This is a genomic window from Kitasatospora sp. MBT63 (assembly GCF_000710465.2).
In the GTDB taxonomy this organism is placed as follows: Bacteria; Actinomycetota; Actinomycetes; order Streptomycetales; family Streptomycetaceae; genus Kitasatospora.
The window spans coordinates 1-19,599 of the sequence record NZ_JAIZ01000210.1; the positions used below are offsets into that span (position 1 = coordinate 1).

Genomic DNA, 19,599 nt, shown 5'->3' on the forward strand with positions numbered 1-19,599 from the left:
CTCCCCCGCGACCCCGGCCCCCACGTCGACGCCGACCCCTACGCCCACACCGACACCCACCCCGTCCGGTCCCGCCACGCCGTCCTCGACGCCCCCGGCCACGCCGTCGCCGCCCGGACAGCACACCCCGGGCCCGGCCGGGCCGTCCCAGGCGGGTGGCGGGACGCCCGGGCCCTGACGGCGGCCCGCTGCCGACACTGCGACGGGCGGCCGCACCGGGGCGTGCGGCGAAGGGGGTTGCGGGGCCGGTCGGACGGTCAGACGGTCAGACGGTCAGGCCGGAGAGCGCGTCACCGATGTACTTGGCCCCGAGGATGATCAGTACCGCCGTCACGATCGCGCTGTTGTGCGTCGACATCCAGGCCTTCCACTGGCCGAGCACCCGGGCGGACCCGGTGCCGCCGAAGAGGTGGACGGCGAGCGGGAGCAGCGTGCACAGCGATCCCACCAGCGCCATCAGCACCACGGCCGCCGCCTTGCCGCCGACGGAGGACGCGCTGGTCGCGATGGCGACGGCACCGCCGATCACCAGCACCAGGTTCTTGGGGTTGGCGATCACCAGCGCCGCCGCCAGCCCGGCGGACTTCGCCGGGGTGAAACGGTCGAGGGCCTGCATCCATCCGGGTGGCGCGGTGACATGCCCGGGGCGCGGCCGCGCGCGCCACTGGCGGACACCCAGCAGCACGAACACCACGCCGGCGGCCAGCCTGACCCACCACGACCAGGCCGGCCGGATGCCCCCGGTGTCCGGTCCACTGCCCGCCAGCACCACGACGGTGGTGAGGGCCGCCAGCGCCACCGTCCACGCCACGGCGAACACCGTGCCGTTCACCTGACCACGAGGGGTCGCCAGCATCAGGATCACGGCGATCAGCGGCACCGGGCTGATCGCGATGCCGACGGCGGAGGCCAGCATCTGGCCGATGGCATCGCCCATGGGACCTCGTTGCTCCGTTCGTCCGCGGTCCGCCGCAGGGCCTCGGGGCCGCCGAGCCCGCCGGTTCACCCGTCCGCCCGACGGGCCGTCCGTCCGCCCGTCCGACGGGCCGGACAAGTCAGCTGGGCCCGGCGGGCCGATCCGGGTCGCTGTGGTCGGTGTGGTCGGCGGTGTCAGTAGGGCCGGTCGAGTCAGCGGGGTCGGTGGGGTCGGTGGGGTCAGCAGGGTCGGTGGGGCGGATGGGTGGCAGCCGGTACGAGCCGTCGAGGATGGCCGGGCCCGGCTGGTACATCCGGAGCATCGGCCGGAACTCGCCCTCCGGGGTGGGCAGCCAGTTCGCGGCGGCGTCGGGGTCGGCCGGCCGCTCGTGCTGCAGCGTCAGGGTCAGCGAGCCGTCCGCGCCGTGGACCAGCCCGGGGGTACGGTCCCCCACCGAGTACCGCCCGGCCGGGTTGCGGACCAGGTAGTAGTCCTGGGCGTCGTACATGGTGACCGACCAGAACGCGTCCACCGGCGGCGGCGCATCGAACCTCAGCGTGTACGAGCGGGCGCCGGTCAGCAGCGCGCCCTCGGCATCGTGGTGGACGGACGAGTACGCGGCCTCGTAGGCATGGTTGCCCCAGAGTCCGATCCTGGCGGCCACGGCCCGGGTCAGGTAGGCGGCCCGGCGGTCGGGGATCCGCCACCGCGGGTCGTCGAGGGTGCCGGGGCCGAAGTGGTCCAGGTTGTAGTCGAAGAGGTGCAGGTTCCCGGTCCACTCGCCGGTGTTGTGGCCCCCCGGCGGGCGGCCGGCCGCCTCCAGCCTGGCTCTGCCCGCCGCCAGCCCCTCGATCAGGGCCCGGGTCCACCCGGGGGCCGCAGCGAGGTACGGCGAGTGTCCCTCGTCCAGCATCCCAAGCGCGGCGAACCGCCGCTGGTACTCGACGTCCGGCGCCGCCGGCGGGAAGGCCGCCATCCAGACCCGCAACTGCTCGAGGAAGCGCAGCTCGTCCGGTACGCCGGGATCCGGGGCGGGGAGCCCCGCGTACACGCCGCCGGGTTCCAGGGGGGTGAGCGTCAGCTGCCGCTGGAGGGCCCGCACGCGGGGCATGTCGTCCTCGCCCGCGCAGGCGTTGCGGCCGACGATGGTGGCGACCATGGTCGGGGAGACCACCGCGCGGACGCCGTCCGGCGGGGTCCCGTGCCAGCCGGGCGGGGTGATCAGCCAGGTCTGGGCGGCGGTGCCGGTGGCCCGGCGTCCGAGGTACGCGAAGTTGTTGGTCCAGGCGTCGACGAACTGCAGCACGTAGTAGGCGCCGTCGGTGTCGGGCACCTGCAGCACCAGCGGACCGCCGGAGAGGTCCAGCTGGGCGATCGAGTACACGGTGTCGTTGTTGACGGAGACGAACTCGGCGTCGGGCCCCGCCAGCACGTCGGCGTGGCCGAACCGGTTGAACCCGGTGGCGGGCAGCGAGGCCACGCCGGTGGTCAGGAAGGAGTCGACCTTGGCGAGGGAGGAGACCAGCGGGTAGCCGTAGATGAAGGCATCGGCGGCCAGGGTCCCCGGGGCCGGCTGGGACATGGCGTTCCCTCTCCTTCGGGACGTCGGGTGGGGAGCGGGTGAGGGCGACAGGCCGGGGCGCGCGGCGCACGCGGGCATGAATTCGGCCGGGCCGGACGGGTCCTGGCCGGGCACTCCGGGTCCGGGCAGTCCGGGCTCGGACGGTCAGGGCCGGACGGTCAGCCGCGGGGGTCTCCAGTGGCCGGCCGGTACGGCTGGGTCCGGGCCGTACAGCCGGAGCACCGCTGCGAACGGCCCGTCCGGCACGGGCAGCCAGTTGGCGGCGGCTGCCGGGTCGGCCGGGCGGGCCCGCCGGAGGTGCAGGGTCAGGCCGCCGTCGGAGTCCCGGACCAGACCGGGGGTTCGGTCGCCGATCGCGTACCGGTCGATCGGGTTGGCGACCGGCAGCCTGGAGGGCAGCCCGTGGACGGCCACCGACCAGAGGTACCGGACCGGCGGGAGCTCGCCCGGCCCGAAGTGGAGAACGAAGTCGTGTCCGCCCGCACCGAGTGGGCGACCGCTCCCGCCGACCGTGCCCGGGTCCACGTCGAGGTCCACGCACCAGGCCTGGCCGGGCGGCAGTGCGTACGGGTCGCGGAACACCGCGGCCACCCGGGACGACGGGTCGCTGCGGCCGGCTCGCGAGGTGCCGGCGTCCGCGTCCGCGTCGGCGTCGGCGGGTAGGGCGGTGGTCGCCGCCCGGCCCGGCTCGGCGCGGCCGTCCGCGACGCCCAGCGTCATCGCCTCGCGCAGCTGGACGGGGAGGGCGGCCGGTTCGAAGTCGCCTGCTCCGACGCCAAGTTCGGCCAGCCTTCCGCGCAGCTCGGCCTCCGCGGGGCGCACCGGCAGGAACCCGAGCAGGAAGTCGAGGTAGGAGAAGAAGTCCAGGCCCTCGCGGGCCTCCTCGCGCCAGACCGGCCAGTGCGGCTCGGACGGACTGCTCGGCGGCCGCCCGCCCAGGTAGGCGCTGAGCGGCATCAGCCGGTACCCGGCCTGGCTCTCCCGCAGCGCCGACAGGTCCTGCGGCCCCGCCAGGTGGTGCGTCCGGGCAACGACACCGACCAGGTCGCTCCCGGCCCGCAGGATCCCGCCGAAGCCGGGCGGGACGGCGCCCGTGAACCCTGGACCGCCCACCAGGCGACGGCCGGCGCCCTCGGCCGCGGGACCTTGGCCGCCGACAAGGCCCGGTCCGGCGGGACCGATGCAGCCGATGCAGCGGGTGTCCAGGTCGTGCAGCGAGACCACCCGGTAGCGGAAGTCAGGGCCGGTCGGCCCGGCCACCTCGACCACCCATGGTTCGGCCCTCAGGTCCAGCCAGGCCCGGGAGCACAGCATCTCGGGGTCGCCGCCCGGCGCGACCTGGTCCGGGTCAGCCGGGGTGATCGGCCGGGCCCGGTGACCGAAGACGCCGAACCCGCCGACGTACCGCGGGTCCGCGTCGTCGACCGCCCGGGGATACAGCGTCCGGTAGTTCTCGATGAGCGGGAAGCCCCAGATCCAGGCTTCGGCCGCGGTCCTGCGCACGGTGTCCGGGTCGACCAGCGCCGGGTTGCCCATGCCGAGCACTCCTCTGGGTGGCGGGCCGAACCAACGGACTAGACATACCAGGACACACCAGGCATCGACGGCCATCGACTCGAACGGCGTGTCGACCCTCCCCACCACCCGCGGAGAACGGAAGCTGCGCCACCCCACCCTCACCCCGCCCGGCGCCCGCTCGGTCCGGACCGCTGCCGGGCGCCGTCCACCGTCCGCCGTCCACGCTCAGCCAGGAGTGAACGCAGGGGTAGCGCCGCCGCTCCTCGGAGAGGCTCATCGCATGAAGATCCTCATACTCGGCGGCTCGAAGTTCCTCGGTCGGGCCTACGTCCTGGAGGCGCTCGCCCGCGGCTACGAGGTCACCACCTTCAACCGCGGCGTCAGCCGGGCCGACCAGCCCGGTGTCGAGGCCGTGCACGGCGACCGCACCAGCCAGGCCGACCTCGAGAAGCTGGTCGCCGGACGCCGCTGGGACGCGGTGGTGGACACCTCCGGCCAGCAGCCGCACGACGTGGCCCGGGCCGCCGGGCTGCTGCGCGACCACGCCGACCACTACACGTTCATCTCCTCGATCCACGCCTTCGCCGACTGGCCCGCCGCCCCGGTCGACGAATCCTCCCCGACCCATCCCTGCCCCGCGGACACCCCGCCCGACCAGCCGCCCGGCAACCCCCTCAAGGCCGGCTGCGAACGTGCCCTGCTCACCGAGTTCGGCGCCCGGTCCCTGCTGCTCAACTGCGGTCTGCTGATCGGCCCGCACGAGCCCGTCGGCCGGCTGCCCTGGTGGCTGGAACGGATCGCCGCCGGCGGCCGGGTCCTTGCCCCCGGTAACCCCGATCGTCCGATGCAGCTGATCGACGCCCGGGACTTCGCCGCCTTCGGCCTCGACCTGCTGGAACGCGGGGAGACCGGCCGCTACATCACCACCGGCCCCGCGGGACGTGACACCTACGGCGACTTCCTCGGCCACTGCATCCGCGCCACCGGCTCCGACGCCGAGCTGGTCTGGACGGACGACAACACCCTGCTCGCCGCCGACGTCGGCCCCTGGGTCGAGCTCCCGCTCTGGACGCCCGACCTGCCCGACTGGCACGGCACCTGGCAGGCCGACAGCTCCCGCGCCCTCGCAGCGGGTCTGAACAGCCGCCCGCTCGCCGAGACCGTCCGCGACACCTGGGCCTGGCTCCAGGAGACCGGCCCGGGCGAGGAGTCCTGGGCCCAGGGCGACCTCCCGCTAGGGATCGCCCGCGAGAAGGAGCGGAAGATCCTCGACCAGGCCAGGTGACACCGGCGTCCGGGCCGGCCGCTCCGACCGACCGGCGGACCGACGTCCGTCGGCCGGTCGGACCGCCCGTGGCCCGCGCGCCCTGCACCGCACACACCGCGCCGGGCAAGGTACCTGTGCGCCGCTCGGAACCTAGTGTGAACGTCGGGTGACCAGCTCCGCCAGCGCCAGCAACTCGTCGGCCGCGGCCGGCGCCGACACCGCCGTCGCCAGGTGCCCGATCGCGGCGGCCATCCGCTCGCAGGACTCGCCCTGCGCCCAGCTGCGGCCTCCCGCCCGCTCCACCGCTTGCGCCGCCCGCTCCAGCTCGGCCGGGGTCAGCGGCCGGTCGATGGCGTAGAGCGCGGCCAGTTCTTCCCCCGCTTCCGTACCGGAGCCGAGAGCGAACACCACCGGCAGGGACTTCTTGCGGGCGACGAGGTCGGCGCCGACCGGTTTGCCGGTCACCGCCGGATCGCCCCAGATCCCGATCAGGTCGTCGATCAGCTGGAAGGCCAACCCGATCTCCCGGCCGAAGGCGTCCATCGCGTCGACGGCCGGCTGCTCGGCCCCCGCGTACAGCGCGCCGACCGCGCAGGCGCAGCCCAGCAGGGCGCCCGTCTTGGCCTCGGCCATCGTCAGGCACTCGGCCAGCGAAACGTCACTGCGCTGCTCGAAGGCGCAGTCCGCCTGCTGACCGGCGCACAGCTCGACCACGCAGTCGGCGAGCCGGCGCACGGCACCCGGCGCGGCGGGGTGCACGTCCTCGGCGAGGATCCGCAGCGCCAGTGAGTGCATGGCGTCCCCGGCGAGGATCGCCTCGGTTGTCCCGAAGACCCGCCAGGCCGTCGGCCGGTGACGCCTGGTCTGGTCCCGGTCGATCACGTCGTCGTGCAGCAAGGTGAAGTTGTGCACCAGCTCCACCGCGGCGGCGGGCCGGACCGCTGCCGCCGCCGGACCGCCGACGGCCTGGGTGGCGGCCAGCACCAGGGCGGGCCGGATGGCCTTGCCCGAGCCGGCGGCCAGCGCCGGCGCACCGTCCGGTTCCCACCAGCCGAAGTGGTAGCCGGCGATCCTGCGCATCGACTCCGGCAGGGTGTCGACGGCGGCCCGCAGGGCCGGGTCGACCACTGCCTTGGTCCTCGACAGGACCTCGGCGGCCTCGTTGCCCTCCCGGTGATCACGCTCCAGCGCGAAGATACTCATCCTGGTCCCTCCCCCAACTCGGGTCGGCGGCACACCGGACCTCCGGCTGCACCGCCGGGAGCCCCACCGCACCGCCGTACGGCCGACCCGGACCGGGCCGGCATGGCTCCGGACGGGACGACGCTCTCCCGCCGGCACATTCGCTCTGCCGTTCCTGCTGCCGTTCCTGGGCTGCCGTGCCTGTGCCTGCCGTTCCTGCTGGTCGCCACCGGGCCGCCGCTCGGCGCAGGTCAGCTCCTTCCACCAGCCTCGGGGGTGGCCTGCCGCCCGACGGACGGACCGTCGCCCCGTACCGGAATGGCGATATCGTTCTCGACCGACATCCGGGCCCGCCCCCCCTCACACCTTTTTCGAAGCACGCGCGCAATGCGGCATCCCGCCGCACCACTCATGCTGAGGCCATTAGAGGGAAGTCCGCAATCACTCATACGAGTGATCAATAGGTCTGGATAAATAGGACGACAAGCACATTCAGCCGATTACCATTCGATCACCTACTCGAATCCGGATCCGGCCACTTGCGCCATGCGCATGCCCACACCGGCCCGCCGCCCGCGATGCCCCGAACAGGCCTTCGCCACACCCCGCCACCGCTCGCCGCGGCACGAGCGACGGCGCGCGGGCCGCGCCCCGCGCAGCCCCCGCACTCCGGCTGCCGGAAATTCACACCCGCGCAACCTTGGCCCCCGCCCGCCACACGCTCGTAACACATCCAGAACTCAAGCTTCCCCCAAGCGAGTTGACACTCCACCCGGAGAGATACGGGCCCTCCGGGCACCGTCTCGCCGGCGCTCGGCCCGCTGCCTCCGGAACAGCCCCCGACCCCCCGTTCACCGGGGGCTGCGCGCCCGCTAAGGTGCCACCTCAAGGGCCCGGCAGAGGCGAACGGCCGGCCGGGCGCCCTGCTGCCTCCCCTCCCCCCTGCTGTGCCCTTGTCCAGGGAGATCCCCGTGAGTGCCCCCGTACGCGTCTGGCTGAACCGCACCTACTCCGAGAACGTCTTCTTCATCGATCAGCTGCGCTCCGCGCCGCGCCCGATCGAGATCCATGCCACGCATACGGACCCGGACTCACCGGTACTGGCCGCCGCCGACTTCGGCTCTCTCGAACCGGACCGCCTCACCCCCGAGGCCTATGTGGAATTCGCCCTCGAATTCTGCGCCCGACGCCGGATCGACGTCTTCGTCCCGCGCCTCGGCCAGCTCGCCGTGGCGGTCCGCCGTCGCGACTTCGAGGCGGTCGGCACCGCCCTGGTCTGCCCCTCCGCCGCCGCCATCGCGGTCTTCGAGAGCAAGACCGACGGCTACGCCGCGATGGACACGCTGGGGCTGCCCACCCCGATGTGGCGTCATGTCCGCACCGCCGAGGAGCTGCTGGCCGCGGTCGAGGAGATCGAGGCGGACGGCGGGCGCGCCTGCCTCAAGCCCGCGACCGGCGCCGGCGGCGAAGGCTTCCGGATACTCACCCGCGAGCCGTTCGCCCTGCGCCGGCTGGCCGGGTTCCCGGACGGCACGATCCAGCTCGACCAGGTGCTGGCCGCGCTGGCCGCCGCCACCGAACCGGCCGACCTGCTGGTGATGCCGTACCTGGAAGGCCCCGAGGTCTCGGTCGACTGCCTCGCCGCACCGGACGGCCGGCTGTTGACCGCCGTCGGCCGGGCCAAGCAGGGCCGCCGCCGCTACTTCACCACCGACCCGGCCTACCTGGAGCCCACCCGCCGGCTGGTGGAGAACTTCGGCGTCTCGTACCTGTCCAACGTGCAGTTCCGCCACCACCGCGGCCGCCCGGTCGTGCTGGACGTCAACACCCGGCCGTCCGGCGGCCTGCACCAGCTCCGGCTGTGCGGGCTGAACCTGCCCTGGGCCGCCGTCCAGCTGGCCCTCGGCGAGGCACCCTCGCACGCGGCCGAGCTCGAACTCCTCGGGGCGGACTACACCCTGGTGTCCGGCGTGCAGCCGGTCCTGCCGCGCCAGAGCCTGCTGCCCCGCCAGGCGGCGGCACCCGTCCTGGAGCACACCCCGGCGCCCGTCCTCGGCCTGGTCTGAGCCCCACGGCCCGGCCACTCCGGCGCCCCGGCGACCGACCCCGGGCGCCCGGCACAACGGGATCGGGCCGGCCGAGGATCAGTCCCCGGTCGGCCCGTTCCAGTCGAGCGTCGGCGGCAGGACGCCCTCCAGCGTGAGCAGCCAGCGCTTGGTCTCCATCCCGGACGGTCCGCCGCCGAATCCGCCGAGTCCGTCCGCCGCCACCACCCGGTGGCACGGGACGAGCAGCGCCAGCGGGTTGGCGCCCATCATCTGGCCGACCGTCCGGGCGGCCAGCCCCGGTTCCGCCACGTCCTCGAACACGCCGCTGCGGGAGGCGAGTTCGCCGTACGTGATGGTCCGCCCGTAGCCGACGTCGGACAACAGGCGCTGCAGCACCTTCCGGTGCGGCCCGGAGGCGAACCGCCAGTCGATCGGCAGCCCGAACTCCCGGCACCGACCGGCGAAGTACTCCGCCAGCCGGCCCTGGACGGCCTCGACCTTGCGCGGGTCGGTGCAGCGCGGCACCCCGATCGGCAGCCCGGCGAACGACTCACCGGCGTACGAGGCCGCCGCCACCCCGAGCGGGGTCACCGCCAGCTGCATCGGTCCGGTCGGCAGCGGCGTCGCGACGGCCACCCAGGAGATCTCCATACCCGCAAACTACTCCCGGGGACCGACGGTCACGGCCGCAGCCCGGAGCACTCCGCGCGGCGGACAGGCCGAAGGCCAGGGCCGCGGAATCGGACCGCGGCCCTGGCCGAACCCACCACAGGCACCGGTGCCGCCGAACGCCTTCGCGCTCAGCGATGCGCGTTCAGAGATGCACGCTCAGCGATGCGCGCTCAACGATGCGCGTTCAGAGATGCGCGTTGAGGTACTGCGACAGGTTCCGGCACCACTCGGTGAGCTCGCCGCGGTTCTCCATCCGCCCCTCGCAGAGCTCCGTCACCTGCGCCTCGGTGAGCCGGTTGGGACCGGACGCCTCCAGCATCGACGACATCTGCCGCAGCATCGTGGTCAGCCGCTCCGCGTCCGGGTGGCTGAGCAGTACCAGTGCCTCGGCGTGGCCGATCGTGACAGATCCAGGCATAGCGACCTCCTCCTCAGGGGCCCCCGGTCCACCGTACGACCGCCCCCGGCGCCCCGCCCCTCCACACCCCACGCCCCCACGCCCCCGGGGCCGGCGCCCGCTACAGGCCGGGGGCCAGCTGCCGGCGGCCGGCGATCTGCTCGAAGATTAGGTTGGTGCGGGTCTGCGCCACCGCGGGATGGGTGGTGAGGTGGTCCACCACGAAGTCGCGCAGCGCGTCGGGGTGGGCGAGTGCGACGTGGAGCAGGTAGTCGTCGGACCCGGCCATGTGGAACACGGCGACGACACCGGGCATGTCCGGGGCGGTGTCGCGGAAGCTCTCGTTCTGCTCACGGGTGTGGGCCCGGAGCCGGACCGAGATCATCGCCTGCAGGGGCAGGCCGATCGCGGCGGGGGCGATCTCCGCACGGAAGGCGCGGATGACCCCGCGCTCGCGCAGCGACCGTACCCGGGCCAGACAGGTCGAGGGGGCGATGCCCACCGCGTCGGCCAGTGCGTTGTTCGGCGTGCGGGCGTTGTCGGCGAGGATCCGCAGGATCGCCCGATCCACGTCGTCGATGGGCGCCTGGCGGGCGTGAGGATTATTCGGCACGCTCCCCAGCCTCCCGCTCCGAACCGATGATTCGCAAGGTTTCCAGAGGTGATTCCGAATCTTCTGCGGATAGCTTCCCCTCGGGGAGTCACAGGTTCCATTCTTGCTCCCGATCGGATCGGCCATCGCCAACCCCCCGGACGCAGCCCGCGGGACCTCCGACCCCAGCGACCCGGGAGAGCCCTGCCATGCGCCGAACCGACACCCTGACCCTTGACCTGGGCCACGGCCACGGCGCCCCCGCACGGTCGGACGCCCGGATGTCCCCCCTCGGCGTGCCCGCGCAGGCGTCCGCCCCCTCGCCCGCCCCCGGCGGCCCGCTGGCACCGGCCGAGGAGCCCGCCCTGTGCGACTTCCTGCTCCCGGCCGACGGCCTGGACGACGAGCAGCGCCTGCGCGCCCTCGACACGATGGACGCCTACCTGACGGGCAAGCGCCGCTACCTGCTCGGGTACCAGGCCACCCAGGAGATGGGCGGCAGCGCCTTCGACCTCGGCCGGTTCATGCACCACAACATCAACAACCTCGGTGACCCGTTCCAGAGCGGCGGCTACAAGCCCAACACCAAGGTCGTCGAGCGCGCGGTGCTCGACTACTACGCCGCGCTGTGGCACGCCGACGGTCCGTACGACGCGGCCGATCCCCAGTCGTACTGGGGCTACGTGCTGTCCATGGGTTCCACCGAGGGCAACATGTACGCGCTCTGGAACGCCCGGGACTACCTGAGCGGCAAGGCCCTGATCCAGCCGCCGACGGGCCCGTGCGGCGCCGCGCGGTACGTCAAGGCCCCGGCCGAACCGGGCAACCCCAACGCCTACCGCCCGGTGGCGTTCTACTCCGAGGACACCCACTACTCGTTCGCCAAGGCCGTCCACGTGCTGGGTGTCGAGACCTTCCACGCGGTGGGCACGGAGCAGTACCCGGACGAGTGCCCACTGCCCGCCGCCGCGGGCGGAGCTGCGGCGGGCGCGGCGTCGGGGCCGCGCGAGTGGCCGGCCGAGGTGCCCTCCCACAGCGGGCCCTCGGGCCACTCCTGGGACGGCACCGGAGAGATAGACGTGGAAGCCCTGGCGGTGCTGGTCGAGTTCTTCGCCGCCAAGGGGCACCCGATCTTCGTCAGCCTCAACCTCGGCAGCACCTTCAAGGGCGCGCACGACGACGTCCGCGGGGTGTGCGAGCGCCTGCTGCCGATCTTCGAGAAGTACGGGCTGATCCAGGGCGAGGTGGCGTACGGCAAGGACCCGCGGACCGGCGAGCCGCTGGTCGATCTGCGCCGGCGCTTCTGGATCCACGTGGACGGCGCCCTCGGTGCCGGGTACGCGCCCTTCCTGCGGATGGCCGCCGACGATCCGGCCGGGTTCGGGTGGGAGCCCGACACCCGCCTCCCGGAGTTCGACTTCGGCATCACGCTGCCCACCAGGGAGTTCGGCGACCTCGACATGGTCTCCTCGATCGCGATGAGCGGCCACAAGTGGCCCGGCGCGCCGTGGCCGTGCGGCATCTACATGACGAAGGTCAAGTACCAGATCGCCCCGCCGTCCCAGCCGGACTACATCGGCGCCCCGGACACCACCTTCGCCGGCTCACGGAACGGCTTCTCGCCGCTCATCCTCTGGGACCACCTGTCCCGGCACTCCTACCAGGACCAGGTCGACCGGATCCGCCGGGCCCAGGACCTGGCCGCCTACCTGGAGCAGCAGCTCCGCCTGCTGGAGCTGGAGAAGGACGTCGAACTGTGGCCGGCCCGCACCCCGGGCGCCATCACGGTACGGTTCCGCAAGCCCAGCCCCGAGCTGGTGGCGAAGTGGTCACTGTCCTCGCAGGACGTGCTGACGGTCCCGGGCGACGAGTCCACCCGGCGCAGCTACGTGCACGTCTTCCTGATGTCCTCGGTCGACCGCGCCAAGCTGGACGCCCTGCTCGCGGACCTCGGCAACGACCCCGTCATCCTCCGGCGGCCCTGACCGGAGACGGAGGCGGCTTCGGCGGCCCGGACCGCCAGTCGGGTCAGGCGCCGGCGAACTGCGTGAGGCGCCGGCCGGCCGCATCGCGGACCTCCGGCGCGAGCGGGTCGTCATGGAGCTCCCGCAGGCGCGCCCGGACCTGCGGTGTGTCCGGCGCGACGGCCGACGCGGCCTGCTGAACGCCTGGTTCGCAGTCGTCGAGCCCTTCCACGGAGTAGCCGTCCGCCACGCCGGGTGCGCAGCCGCGCAGCCCTTGGTGGACCGCCTCCCGGGCGGAGGAGTGGACGGTCGTCTCCCGCACATGGACGAGCGCGTCGGTGGCCCCGGTCATGCGGAGCCGTCCGAGGCCTCCGGCCGCCGGCTCGGTCGCGCACCAGTCGCCCGCGGCGGCGGCCGTCGTGAGTGCGTGCAGGAGGTACGGCCCGTCGTCCCGCTCGCCGACCTCGGCCAGGATCCCCACCGCTAGCCGGTGGAGGGTCGGATCGCTGCCGCCGGCCCACGTCCGGGCCCGGCCGACGGCGGTGGTCCCGAGGTGGCGGAGCGCCTCGGCGATGCCCGGTGTCCATCCGGCCGCGTTGCGCAGGCTCGCGTCCTCCGCCAGATCGAGGACCGTCGGGTCGCCGCGCCGGCCCATCTCCTGCAACGCCAGCCGCCGGGGTCTCCCGGCGGCCCCGCCGATACGCGCGGCGAGGTCGGCGGTGCTCAGACCGGCGTAGCTGTCCGGAACGGGGGGCAGCACGGGCGGCGGGGTGGGGCGGGCGGCGTAGCCGTCGAGGATGCGGCGGATCTGCGGCTGGGTACGCGCCCAGGAACTCCACGGTTCCCGGTCGCCGTCCACAGCGGCGGCCAGTTCGGCATCGCCGCGGCGGGCGACGACCTCCGCACCGATCCCCTCCCGGACCTCCGGGATCTTCCACGCCCCGGTCCACCCGAGCGCGTCGAGCGCCGCCGGCCAGTGGCGCCCGTCGACCGCGTAGCGTCGCAGGACCGGAACGGCGTCGGTGCGGCCGAGGAACGGCAGCAGCGCGAGCACCTGCAGGGCCAGTTCGACCTCCTCCGGGTCATCGCCGTCATGGGCCATCAGCCGGCTTTCGACCTCTGCCAGCGGGAGGTCCATCCGATGGATCGACCGGGCCAGGTAGGAGTCCCGGCTCTCGGTCCAGCGATCCCAACGGCTGTCGGAGATGACGCACTCGTACACGAGGTCGGCGCCGTCCGAGGCCATCTGCGCGCGGCGGGCCCCGAGGCCCCGGCCGCGCTGGAGCTGGCCTCGGAGGGTCGCCGGGCCTGCGTAGGAGAAGTCACTCACAGCGGGTCAGCATCCCGCCGCCGGCGCTTCATCGCCAACGGTTTCCCGGGGTCGTTCCCGGCCTCGCCGGGGTGTGCGGGGTTGGCCCTGCCCTGTGCTCGGGGGACGGGACGAGGCGCTACCAGGCCGGCGCTATGCTCGGCCACCTCTCGATCACCCCACCTCCAGACATCCACGAGGGCCGCCGAAACACCCCGGACAGGCGGGACGGTGAGCGCCGCACCCCGAGGGAGAAGTCGTGAACCTGCCGGTCGTCGTCCACCGGGCCCGGCTGGGAGCCGATGAGTTCAGGGTCATCCGCCCCGCCGAGCCGTTGACCCATGCGGCGCTCGCCGACCACGACCGGTACCTGGGTGCCTACCTGGACCGGTCCACAGCCCGGACCATCGCCGGCCTGTGGCTGCTCGCCGCACGCTCGCCGGGTTCGCTGGTCCACCTGCCGATGCGCACCAACCGCCCACCGGTCGGGGGGTCGCCGGCCGGGGAGTCACCGGCCGGCGTCGGCTCCCGGCTCGACCTCGTACTCCTGCACCACTCGCTCCAGTTCGCCCCCTCGCGCTGGAAGCACGTGCGATCCCGCCTCGACGCCGGCCGTCCCCGGACCGTGCGGCTGCCCGAGGCGGAACAGGACGGTGGTGCGGCAATCGACTACGCGGCGCGGCACTACCGGGAGAACCGCGACCTGTTCCACCAGCACCTCCACGCCGAGACGCTGTTCATGACCGGCAGCACGAAGGTCTTCCGGGAGACCGCGCACCACTTCCTCGACGTCGCCGACCGAGGCCCGGCCCACGTCCCGGCCCACCCCGGCCACGCCCACTACTGCACCTCACTGCACGCCAACGCCGGCATCCTCGGCAATGCTCGCGAGATCCACATCGAGTACTGCGACCGGTGGACCGCATAGGCCCCGGCCGCCGAGACGACCGGGCGGTGCGGCGGATCAGAGAGTGGCAGCGCGCAGCACGATCAGGGCGACGGAGGCCAGGGTGAGGACCGCCGCCGGAGACGCGCCCTTACGGTCGCCGACGCGCAGGTGGAAGACGACCGCCCCGGCGAAATAGAGCGTCAGGCCGATCGCGGCGGCGATTCCGGCGGGTCCCCACCAGAGGCCGACGATCGCACCGGCCGCGCCGGCGATCTGAGCGCCGATCAGGAACGCCATCATGCTCTGCGGCACTCCGAGGGTGGACATCTGCTCGGTGATGTGCCGCGTCCGCAGGGACTTGGCCCCGGCCGATATCAGGAGAAGCGCAGACATGACCACAGTGATGACAGCAAGGGAGACGAACACGGCTGAAACCTCAATCATGCGAGATGCGAGTGGAGAGGAGTGCGCACCTCGATGACGATAGGCGGCCGATAGGTACCTCCAGGTAACCTTCGGGCATGAGCCTGCGACCCGGGATTTCCTTCCTCGCCGACTGCCCCGCTCTCCTGGCCATGGAGATCATCGCCAGCAAGTGGTCCATGGTCACGCTCTTCGCGCTGAGCGATGGCCCGTTGCGCCACGGCGAGTTGGTCGAGCTGAGCGGTGGCATCTCACGCAAGGTACTGACCCAGACGCTGCGCCGACTCCAGACCAACGGGCTCGTCGAGCGGCACGCGTACGCCGAGGCGCCGCCGCGCGTGGAGTACCGCCTGACCGATCTCGGGCGAACCCTGGAGGGGCCCATCAGGATGCTCACCGCATGGGCGCGGGAGAACGGCGAGGCAGTCGTCGCCTTCCGGGAAGCAGCCGAGGCTGCCAGGGTCATCGAGGTGGACCAGGCAACCTTGGTGAAGACCTCTCCGGCGGATGAGAGCCTGAACCGTCTCTGATCAGACACCCTGGCAGCCAGCACCGGGCTTCAGCCCGCTCCCCTCTCCGGGCACCCGCCTCTGCCGTCGTCGTTGCGGTATCCGCTCTGCTCCCCGGTGACCCATCGACACGCGTCGGCCGTCCGCCTGTTCCGTCGAGGCAGTACTCGTAGGCGGAGGTCGCCCGTTCTCGGCGATCGGCCTCCGGCGCTCGCGCGGGTGTGCGCCGGCCAGCGGCGGTCCTACAGGGAGCCGAAGCCGTCCCAGTAGTCGTGGTGTCCGACCTTGAAGTCCTCGGGGCGTTCGCTGCGGAGCGTCTCATAGCGTTCCCTGAGCAGGTCGACCCCGGCATGGAGGCCCACGCCGAACGCTTCCCGGATCTGGATCACGGCGTGGATCCTTCGGCCTTCGAAGATGAGCGGGTCGACCTTTGACCAGAGCTGTTCCGCCTGCTGGGTCGGCGCTGTCCCGTCATCCATGGAACGACCCTGGCACATCGACGGCTGGGGCGCCCCTACGTATCCAGGCGGACAGGCCTGACTCCGCCGAGATGCCGGCCTGGCGCCCGCTTGTCGGGGCACGCTACAGCACAGGGCCAGAGTGACCGACCAGCTCGCTCGGACAACGACGAAGGGCCAGTCTCCGAGGATCACCCTCATGAGCTGGCCCTTATCGCTGCCCTGGTGCTGAGCCCCCTGTCGGGTTCGAACCGACGACCCCCGCTTTACAAGAGCGGTGCTCTGGCCAACTGAGCTAAGGAGGCACGGTAGCCGTCCGCAGCGGACCGCGGCGGCACCATGGGGCAGTGTACCGGGAGGGGCTGGGCGGTGCGGTTGGATATCGGGAGTGGGCGCGGCTTCGGGCGATCTGTCCCGGTTGTGATCGGACTGATGCCGAAATCGGCCACCGCTGGGGGCTGACAAGCGGATGAACGGACGGGTACGGTCGCCAGAGCCAGCTCCATCGGTGGTCCAGACCACAACGACGGTGCGAGCGGGCGGCACGACAATCCAACCCTTTACTCGGATCGTCCGGCACGTTCCTGCCGGTGAAGGAGAGCTCAGTCATGGCTTCTGTCACGTTCGACAAGGCGACCCGGCTGTACCCCGGCGGCAACAAGCCCGCCGTCGACGCGCTGGACCTGCACGTCGAGGACGGCGAGTTCCTCGTCCTGGTCGGCCCCTCCGGCTGCGGCAAGTCCACCAGCCTTCGCATGCTGGCCGGCCTGGAGGACGTCAACGGCGGCGCCATCCGGATCGGCGACCGCGACGTCACCCACCTGCCGCCCAAGGACCGGGACATCGCCATGGTGTTCCAGAACTACGCGCTCTACCCGCACATGACCGTCGCGGACAACATGGGCTTCGCGCTCAAGATCGCGGGCGTCAACAAGGCCGAGATCCGCACCAAGGTCGAAGAGGCCGCGAAGATCCTGGACCTCACCGAGTACCTGGACCGCAAGCCGAAGGCGCTCTCCGGCGGCCAGCGCCAGCGTGTCGCGATGGGCCGGGCGATCGTCCGCCAGCCGCAGGTCTTCCTGATGGACGAGCCGCTGTCGAACCTGGACGCCAAGCTCCGCGTCTCCACCCGCACCCAGATCGCCGGCCTGCAGCGCCGCCTGGGCATCACCACCGTGTACGTGACGCACGACCAGACCGAGGCCATGACCATGGGCGACCGCGTCGCGGTCCTCAAGGACGGTCTGCTGCAGCAGGTCGACACCCCGCGCAACATGTACGACCGCCCGGCCAACCTGTTCGTGGCGGGCTTCATCGGCTCGCCCGCGATGAACCTGATCGAGGTTCCGCTGGTCGACGGCGGCGTGAAGTTCGGCGGCTCGGTCATCAACATCTCCCGCGAGGACCTGGCCGGCGTCGGCAGCGACAAGACCGTGACCGTCGGCATCCGCCCGGAGCACTTCGAGATCGTCCCCGCGGGCGGCATCGAGGGCGTCGCGGTCACCGTGAACGTGGTCGAGGAGCTCGGCGCCGACGGCTTCGTCTACGGCACCACCAAGGTCGCCGGCGAGGACAAGGACATCGTCGTGCGCGTGCACGGCCGCCAGATCCCCGCCAAGGGCGCGACCATCAACGTGGTCCCGAACGGCGGCGAGCCGCACGTCTTCTCCACCACCTCGGGCGCCCGCCTCAGCAACTGACAGCAGTAGCTGACAGTAGCAACTGACACCAGCGGCAAGCGCGCCACGGAGACTCCCGGGCCCGGCCGGATCGCACCCCGCGATCCGGCCGGGGCTCACCCGTTCGCGCCGGTCGGAGCCCGATACGTCAACACATCGGTCGAAGTCCGCAGGACACGTGTCACTCAATGGTGTAACGGAGTGCGTCGGCCCGGTCGCCCACCGCTACGCTCCTGTGCGTGAAACAGCTCGTTCGCCGCATCGGCCAGACCGTCGCCCTGACCCTGCCGGTGGTCCTGGTGACCACCGGCACGCTCGCCGTCACCCGCGTCCCGTGGGCACCCCCGACCGGGCTCGACCAGCAGGTGGTCGCGGCCTCCAGTGGGGACGGCACCATCGGGCGTGCCGCCGTCTCCCCCAACACCCAGGGCCTGGCCCCGCAGGACGCCCTGCGCGCCGACCTGATGGAGGAGCTGCGCACCCACAACCCGGGCACCGCGCTCGACCTGCTGGAGCGCACCATGCGGGAGAAGCCCTCGCTGACGCCGTACTGCAGCACGCTGTCCGCCGAGCTCGGCCGGGCCGCCGTCCGCAAGTACCAGGGGGACGTCCAGCGGGCCCGTTCCTTCGCCCGCCCGGTCTGCGACGGCTCGTTCGCCGCCGGCGTGGTGGGCTGACCCGGCCCGCCCTCGGCTGCCCCACCCCGGCTGCCATGCACGGGCGGCCCACACACGGGCAGCCCACGCACGGGCGGACCCCGCACGGTGACTGCCGGGATCGGTCGGCCCGGCACGGTCGGTCCACCGCCCGCACTCGGTGGACCGACGAGCCGCCCACGACGGGCCCACGACAGGCCGCGCCTGACGGACTGTCGGCGCGATGCAGCGGTCCGCCCCGCGCCGAGCGGCGGCTCGCCCGTCCGCGGGCGTTGCCCCCGCACCGGGTTCCGGACCGCGGCGGACCGCTGGGACGCCGCCCGTGAGGCCCCTATTGTGTCCGCATGACCGCAGACTCGACGCGCCTCAGCCAGTCCGCTCCCGCCGTCACCCAGGCCGTGATCCTGGCGGGCGGCCAGGGTTCCCGGCTCCGCCCGTACACCGACGACCGTCCCAAGCCGCTGGTCGAGATCCCCGGTACGGGCACCCCGATCGTCGGACACCAGCTGGCCTGGCTGGCCGCGGAGGGTGTGACGGACGCGGTGATCTCCTGCGGGCACCTCGCCGAGGTGCTGCAGGAGTGGCTGGACAAGGCGGATCTGCCGCTGAACGTGCAGACCGTGGTGGAGACCGAGCCGCTCGGGCGCGGCGGTGGCCTCAAGTACGCCTCGCAGGCGCTGCCGCGGCCGGAGGAGCCCTGGTACGCCACCAACGGTGACATCTGGACCAGGTTCAGCCTGCGGGACATGGCCGCCTTCCACCACGAGCGCGACGCGATGGCGACCCTGGCGCTGGCCCGGCCGAGGATCCCGTGGGGTGCGGTGGAGACCGACCAGTTCGGCAACGTGCTGGACTTCATCGAGGCACCGCCGTCGCCGTTCCTGATCAACGCCGGCCTGTACGTCTTCGCGCCGGGCTTCCGTGAGCTGCTGCCGGACGTCGGCGACCACGAGCGCACCACCTTCCCCCAGCTGGCCCGCGCCAAGCGGCTGGCGGGCTACCAGCTGCCGCAGGGCGTCTACTGGCGTGCCATCGACACCGCCAAGGACCTCACCGAGGCCGCCAAGGAGCTCGCCGCAGCCCGCGGCCAGGCCTGACCACGCTCCGCCCCCGGCGCGGCACCAGCAACGCAGCAACGCAGCAACAACCCAGCACCAGCAACGCGACAGCAGCAACAGCGGCCCCCACCGGACGGACAACTCCGGTTGGGGGCCGCTGCGCGTGCCGTGAGAGCGGCACCAGGGCTCGGTCAGACCATCTTCTGCTCGGTCTGCCGCTCCAGGCCGAGCTTGGGCAGTTCGACCGGTCCGCTGCCGAGCACCCCGCCGATCAGCCCTGGGGTGCTCGGGCTGCTGCTGCGCGGCGAGGAGCCGCCGGAGCCGCTGCCGCCCTGCCCGGTGCCGCCGGCGCCGCCGCCGGAGGGGCGGGCGTTGCCACTGGGGCTGGACGAGGACTTGGGCTTGCCGCTGCTCTTGCCCGGGGAGGGGGAGGCGGGCGACGGGGAGCCCGCCGGGCGGGACGGGGAGGGTGTGGGGGTC

General features: G+C 72.8%; 20 protein-coding genes and 1 tRNA gene. 8 read left to right on the top strand and 13 right to left on the bottom strand.

Features of this window, described 5'->3' with window-relative positions:
• The 4 genes from AA75_RS51405 to AA75_RS14505 all read right to left on the bottom strand — a co-directional run.
• A partial coding sequence (locus tag AA75_RS51405) for a hypothetical protein (RefSeq protein WP_206743437.1) occupies positions 1–198 on the bottom strand: 198 nt, incomplete at its 3' end.
• A 67-nt stretch (positions 199–265) separates the two neighbouring features.
• Positions 266–937, bottom strand: a complete 672-nt coding sequence (locus tag AA75_RS14495) for a GAP family protein (protein ID WP_033820407.1) — start codon at positions 935–937, stop codon at positions 266–268.
• Positions 938–1,055: 118 nt separating this feature from the next.
• Complete coding sequence (locus tag AA75_RS14500) at positions 1,056–2,498, bottom strand: DUF1254 domain-containing protein (protein ID WP_063794357.1); 1,443 nt, start codon at positions 2,496–2,498, stop codon at positions 1,056–1,058.
• 144 nt (positions 2,499–2,642) lie between these two features.
• Positions 2,643–4,034 carry a DUF1214 domain-containing protein gene (locus AA75_RS14505; RefSeq protein WP_033820408.1) on the bottom strand — a complete coding sequence of 464 codons (1,392 nt, stop codon included), beginning with the start codon at positions 4,032–4,034 and terminating at the stop codon, positions 2,643–2,645.
• 262 nt (positions 4,035–4,296) lie between these two features.
• On the opposite strand from AA75_RS14505, the gene AA75_RS14510 reads away from it, so the two are divergent.
• The gene (locus AA75_RS14510) at positions 4,297–5,301 is read left to right on the top strand and encodes an NAD-dependent epimerase/dehydratase family protein (RefSeq protein ID WP_033820409.1); all 1,005 of its coding nucleotides are present in this window, start codon (positions 4,297–4,299) and stop codon (positions 5,299–5,301) included.
• Positions 5,302–5,433: 132 nt separating this feature from the next.
• Here AA75_RS14510 and AA75_RS14515 read toward each other — a convergent pair whose 3' ends face one another.
• Entirely contained in the window at positions 5,434–6,486 is a 1,053-nt protein-coding gene (locus AA75_RS14515) for a family 2 encapsulin nanocompartment cargo protein polyprenyl transferase (protein WP_033820410.1), read from the bottom strand.
• Positions 6,487–7,436: 950 nt separating this feature from the next.
• Between AA75_RS14515 and AA75_RS14520 the strand changes: the two genes are divergently transcribed.
• Positions 7,437–8,531, top strand: coding sequence for an ATP-grasp domain-containing protein (locus tag AA75_RS14520; protein WP_033820411.1), 1,095 nt, complete (start codon positions 7,437–7,439; stop codon positions 8,529–8,531).
• 78 nt (positions 8,532–8,609) lie between these two features.
• Here the strand turns inward: AA75_RS14520 and AA75_RS14525 are convergent, their stop codons facing one another.
• From AA75_RS14525 to AA75_RS14535, 3 genes are all read right to left on the bottom strand, one after another.
• Positions 8,610–9,164: a methylated-DNA--[protein]-cysteine S-methyltransferase gene (locus AA75_RS14525; RefSeq protein ID WP_033820412.1), complete on the bottom strand. Its 555-nt coding sequence runs from the start codon at positions 9,162–9,164 to the stop codon at positions 8,610–8,612.
• Positions 9,165–9,369: 205 nt separating this feature from the next.
• Positions 9,370–9,603 carry a hypothetical protein gene (locus tag AA75_RS14530; RefSeq protein WP_033820413.1) on the bottom strand — a complete coding sequence of 78 codons (234 nt, stop codon included), beginning with the start codon at positions 9,601–9,603 and terminating at the stop codon, positions 9,370–9,372.
• A 100-nt stretch (positions 9,604–9,703) separates the two neighbouring features.
• The gene (locus tag AA75_RS14535; RefSeq protein ID WP_233289023.1) at positions 9,704–10,195 is read right to left on the bottom strand and encodes an Lrp/AsnC family transcriptional regulator; all 492 of its coding nucleotides are present in this window, start codon (positions 10,193–10,195) and stop codon (positions 9,704–9,706) included.
• A 188-nt stretch (positions 10,196–10,383) separates the two neighbouring features.
• On the opposite strand from AA75_RS14535, the gene AA75_RS14540 reads away from it, so the two are divergent.
• A complete protein-coding gene (locus tag AA75_RS14540; protein ID WP_051812394.1) occupies positions 10,384–12,159 on the top strand; it encodes a hypothetical protein in 1,776 nt (591 codons plus the stop codon).
• 43 nt (positions 12,160–12,202) lie between these two features.
• On the opposite strand, the gene AA75_RS14545 is transcribed toward AA75_RS14540, so the two are convergent.
• Entirely contained in the window at positions 12,203–13,468 is a 1,266-nt protein-coding gene (locus AA75_RS14545; RefSeq protein ID WP_033820414.1) for a hypothetical protein, read from the bottom strand.
• A gap of 238 nt (positions 13,469–13,706) precedes the next feature.
• Between AA75_RS14545 and AA75_RS14550 the strand changes: the two genes are divergently transcribed.
• Positions 13,707–14,375: a hypothetical protein gene (locus tag AA75_RS14550; protein WP_033820415.1), complete on the top strand. Its 669-nt coding sequence runs from the start codon at positions 13,707–13,709 to the stop codon at positions 14,373–14,375.
• 36 nt (positions 14,376–14,411) lie between these two features.
• On the opposite strand, the gene AA75_RS14555 is transcribed toward AA75_RS14550, so the two are convergent.
• Entirely contained in the window at positions 14,412–14,762 is a 351-nt protein-coding gene (locus AA75_RS14555; RefSeq protein WP_033820423.1) for a DoxX family protein, read from the bottom strand.
• A 95-nt stretch (positions 14,763–14,857) separates the two neighbouring features.
• Here AA75_RS14555 and AA75_RS14560 point away from each other — a divergent pair, with 95 nt between their 5' ends.
• Positions 14,858–15,289, top strand: a complete 432-nt coding sequence (locus AA75_RS14560) for a helix-turn-helix domain-containing protein (protein WP_082526507.1) — start codon at positions 14,858–14,860, stop codon at positions 15,287–15,289.
• A 221-nt stretch (positions 15,290–15,510) separates the two neighbouring features.
• On the opposite strand, the gene AA75_RS14565 is transcribed toward AA75_RS14560, so the two are convergent.
• Together AA75_RS14565 and AA75_RS14570 are read right to left on the bottom strand one after the other, a co-directional pair.
• Positions 15,511–15,747, bottom strand: coding sequence for a hypothetical protein (locus tag AA75_RS14565; RefSeq protein ID WP_033820425.1), 237 nt, complete (start codon positions 15,745–15,747; stop codon positions 15,511–15,513).
• A 210-nt stretch (positions 15,748–15,957) separates the two neighbouring features.
• A tRNA-Thr gene (locus AA75_RS14570) sits at positions 15,958–16,031 on the bottom strand.
• Positions 16,032–16,334: 303 nt separating this feature from the next.
• Here AA75_RS14570 and AA75_RS14575 point away from each other — a divergent pair.
• The 3 genes from AA75_RS14575 to AA75_RS14585 all read left to right on the top strand — a co-directional run bounded on the left by AA75_RS14575 (position 16,335) and on the right by AA75_RS14585 (position 19,158).
• Positions 16,335–17,426 carry an ABC transporter ATP-binding protein gene (locus AA75_RS14575; RefSeq protein WP_033820416.1) on the top strand — a complete coding sequence of 364 codons (1,092 nt, stop codon included), beginning with the start codon at positions 16,335–16,337 and terminating at the stop codon, positions 17,424–17,426.
• A gap of 218 nt (positions 17,427–17,644) precedes the next feature.
• Positions 17,645–18,082: a hypothetical protein gene (locus AA75_RS14580; protein ID WP_033820417.1), complete on the top strand. Its 438-nt coding sequence runs from the start codon at positions 17,645–17,647 to the stop codon at positions 18,080–18,082.
• 323 nt (positions 18,083–18,405) lie between these two features.
• Entirely contained in the window at positions 18,406–19,158 is a 753-nt protein-coding gene (locus tag AA75_RS14585; RefSeq protein ID WP_033820418.1) for a nucleotidyltransferase family protein, read from the top strand.
• A 152-nt stretch (positions 19,159–19,310) separates the two neighbouring features.
• On the opposite strand, the gene AA75_RS49310 is transcribed toward AA75_RS14585, so the two are convergent.
• A partial coding sequence (locus AA75_RS49310; RefSeq protein WP_033820419.1) for a hypothetical protein occupies positions 19,311–19,599 on the bottom strand: 289 nt, incomplete at its 5' end.

Excerpts from the sequence above, each read along its gene's own strand:
- AA75_RS14495 (WP_033820407.1), bottom strand. The coding sequence starts at position 937 with ATGGGCGATGCCATCGGCCAGATGCTGGCCTCCGCCGTCGGCATCGCG.
- AA75_RS14500 (WP_063794357.1), bottom strand. The coding sequence starts at position 2,498 with ATGTCCCAGCCGGCCCCGGGGACCCTGGCCGCCGATGCCTTCATCTAC.
- AA75_RS14505 (WP_033820408.1), bottom strand. The coding sequence starts at position 4,034 with ATGGGCAACCCGGCGCTGGTCGACCCGGACACCGTGCGCAGGACCGCG.
- AA75_RS14510 (WP_033820409.1), top strand. The coding sequence starts at position 4,297 with ATGAAGATCCTCATACTCGGCGGCTCGAAGTTCCTCGGTCGGGCCTAC.
- AA75_RS14515 (WP_033820410.1), bottom strand. The coding sequence starts at position 6,486 with ATGAGTATCTTCGCGCTGGAGCGTGATCACCGGGAGGGCAACGAGGCC.
- AA75_RS14525 (WP_033820412.1), bottom strand. The coding sequence starts at position 9,164 with ATGGAGATCTCCTGGGTGGCCGTCGCGACGCCGCTGCCGACCGGACCG.
- AA75_RS14530 (WP_033820413.1), bottom strand. The coding sequence starts at position 9,603 with ATGCCTGGATCTGTCACGATCGGCCACGCCGAGGCACTGGTACTGCTC.
- AA75_RS14540 (WP_051812394.1), top strand. The coding sequence starts at position 10,384 with ATGCGCCGAACCGACACCCTGACCCTTGACCTGGGCCACGGCCACGGC.
- AA75_RS14560 (WP_082526507.1), top strand. The coding sequence starts at position 14,858 with ATGAGCCTGCGACCCGGGATTTCCTTCCTCGCCGACTGCCCCGCTCTC.
- AA75_RS14565 (WP_033820425.1), bottom strand. The coding sequence starts at position 15,747 with ATGGATGACGGGACAGCGCCGACCCAGCAGGCGGAACAGCTCTGGTCA.
- AA75_RS14575 (WP_033820416.1), top strand. The coding sequence starts at position 16,335 with ATGGCTTCTGTCACGTTCGACAAGGCGACCCGGCTGTACCCCGGCGGC.
- AA75_RS14585 (WP_033820418.1), top strand. The coding sequence starts at position 18,406 with ATGACCGCAGACTCGACGCGCCTCAGCCAGTCCGCTCCCGCCGTCACC.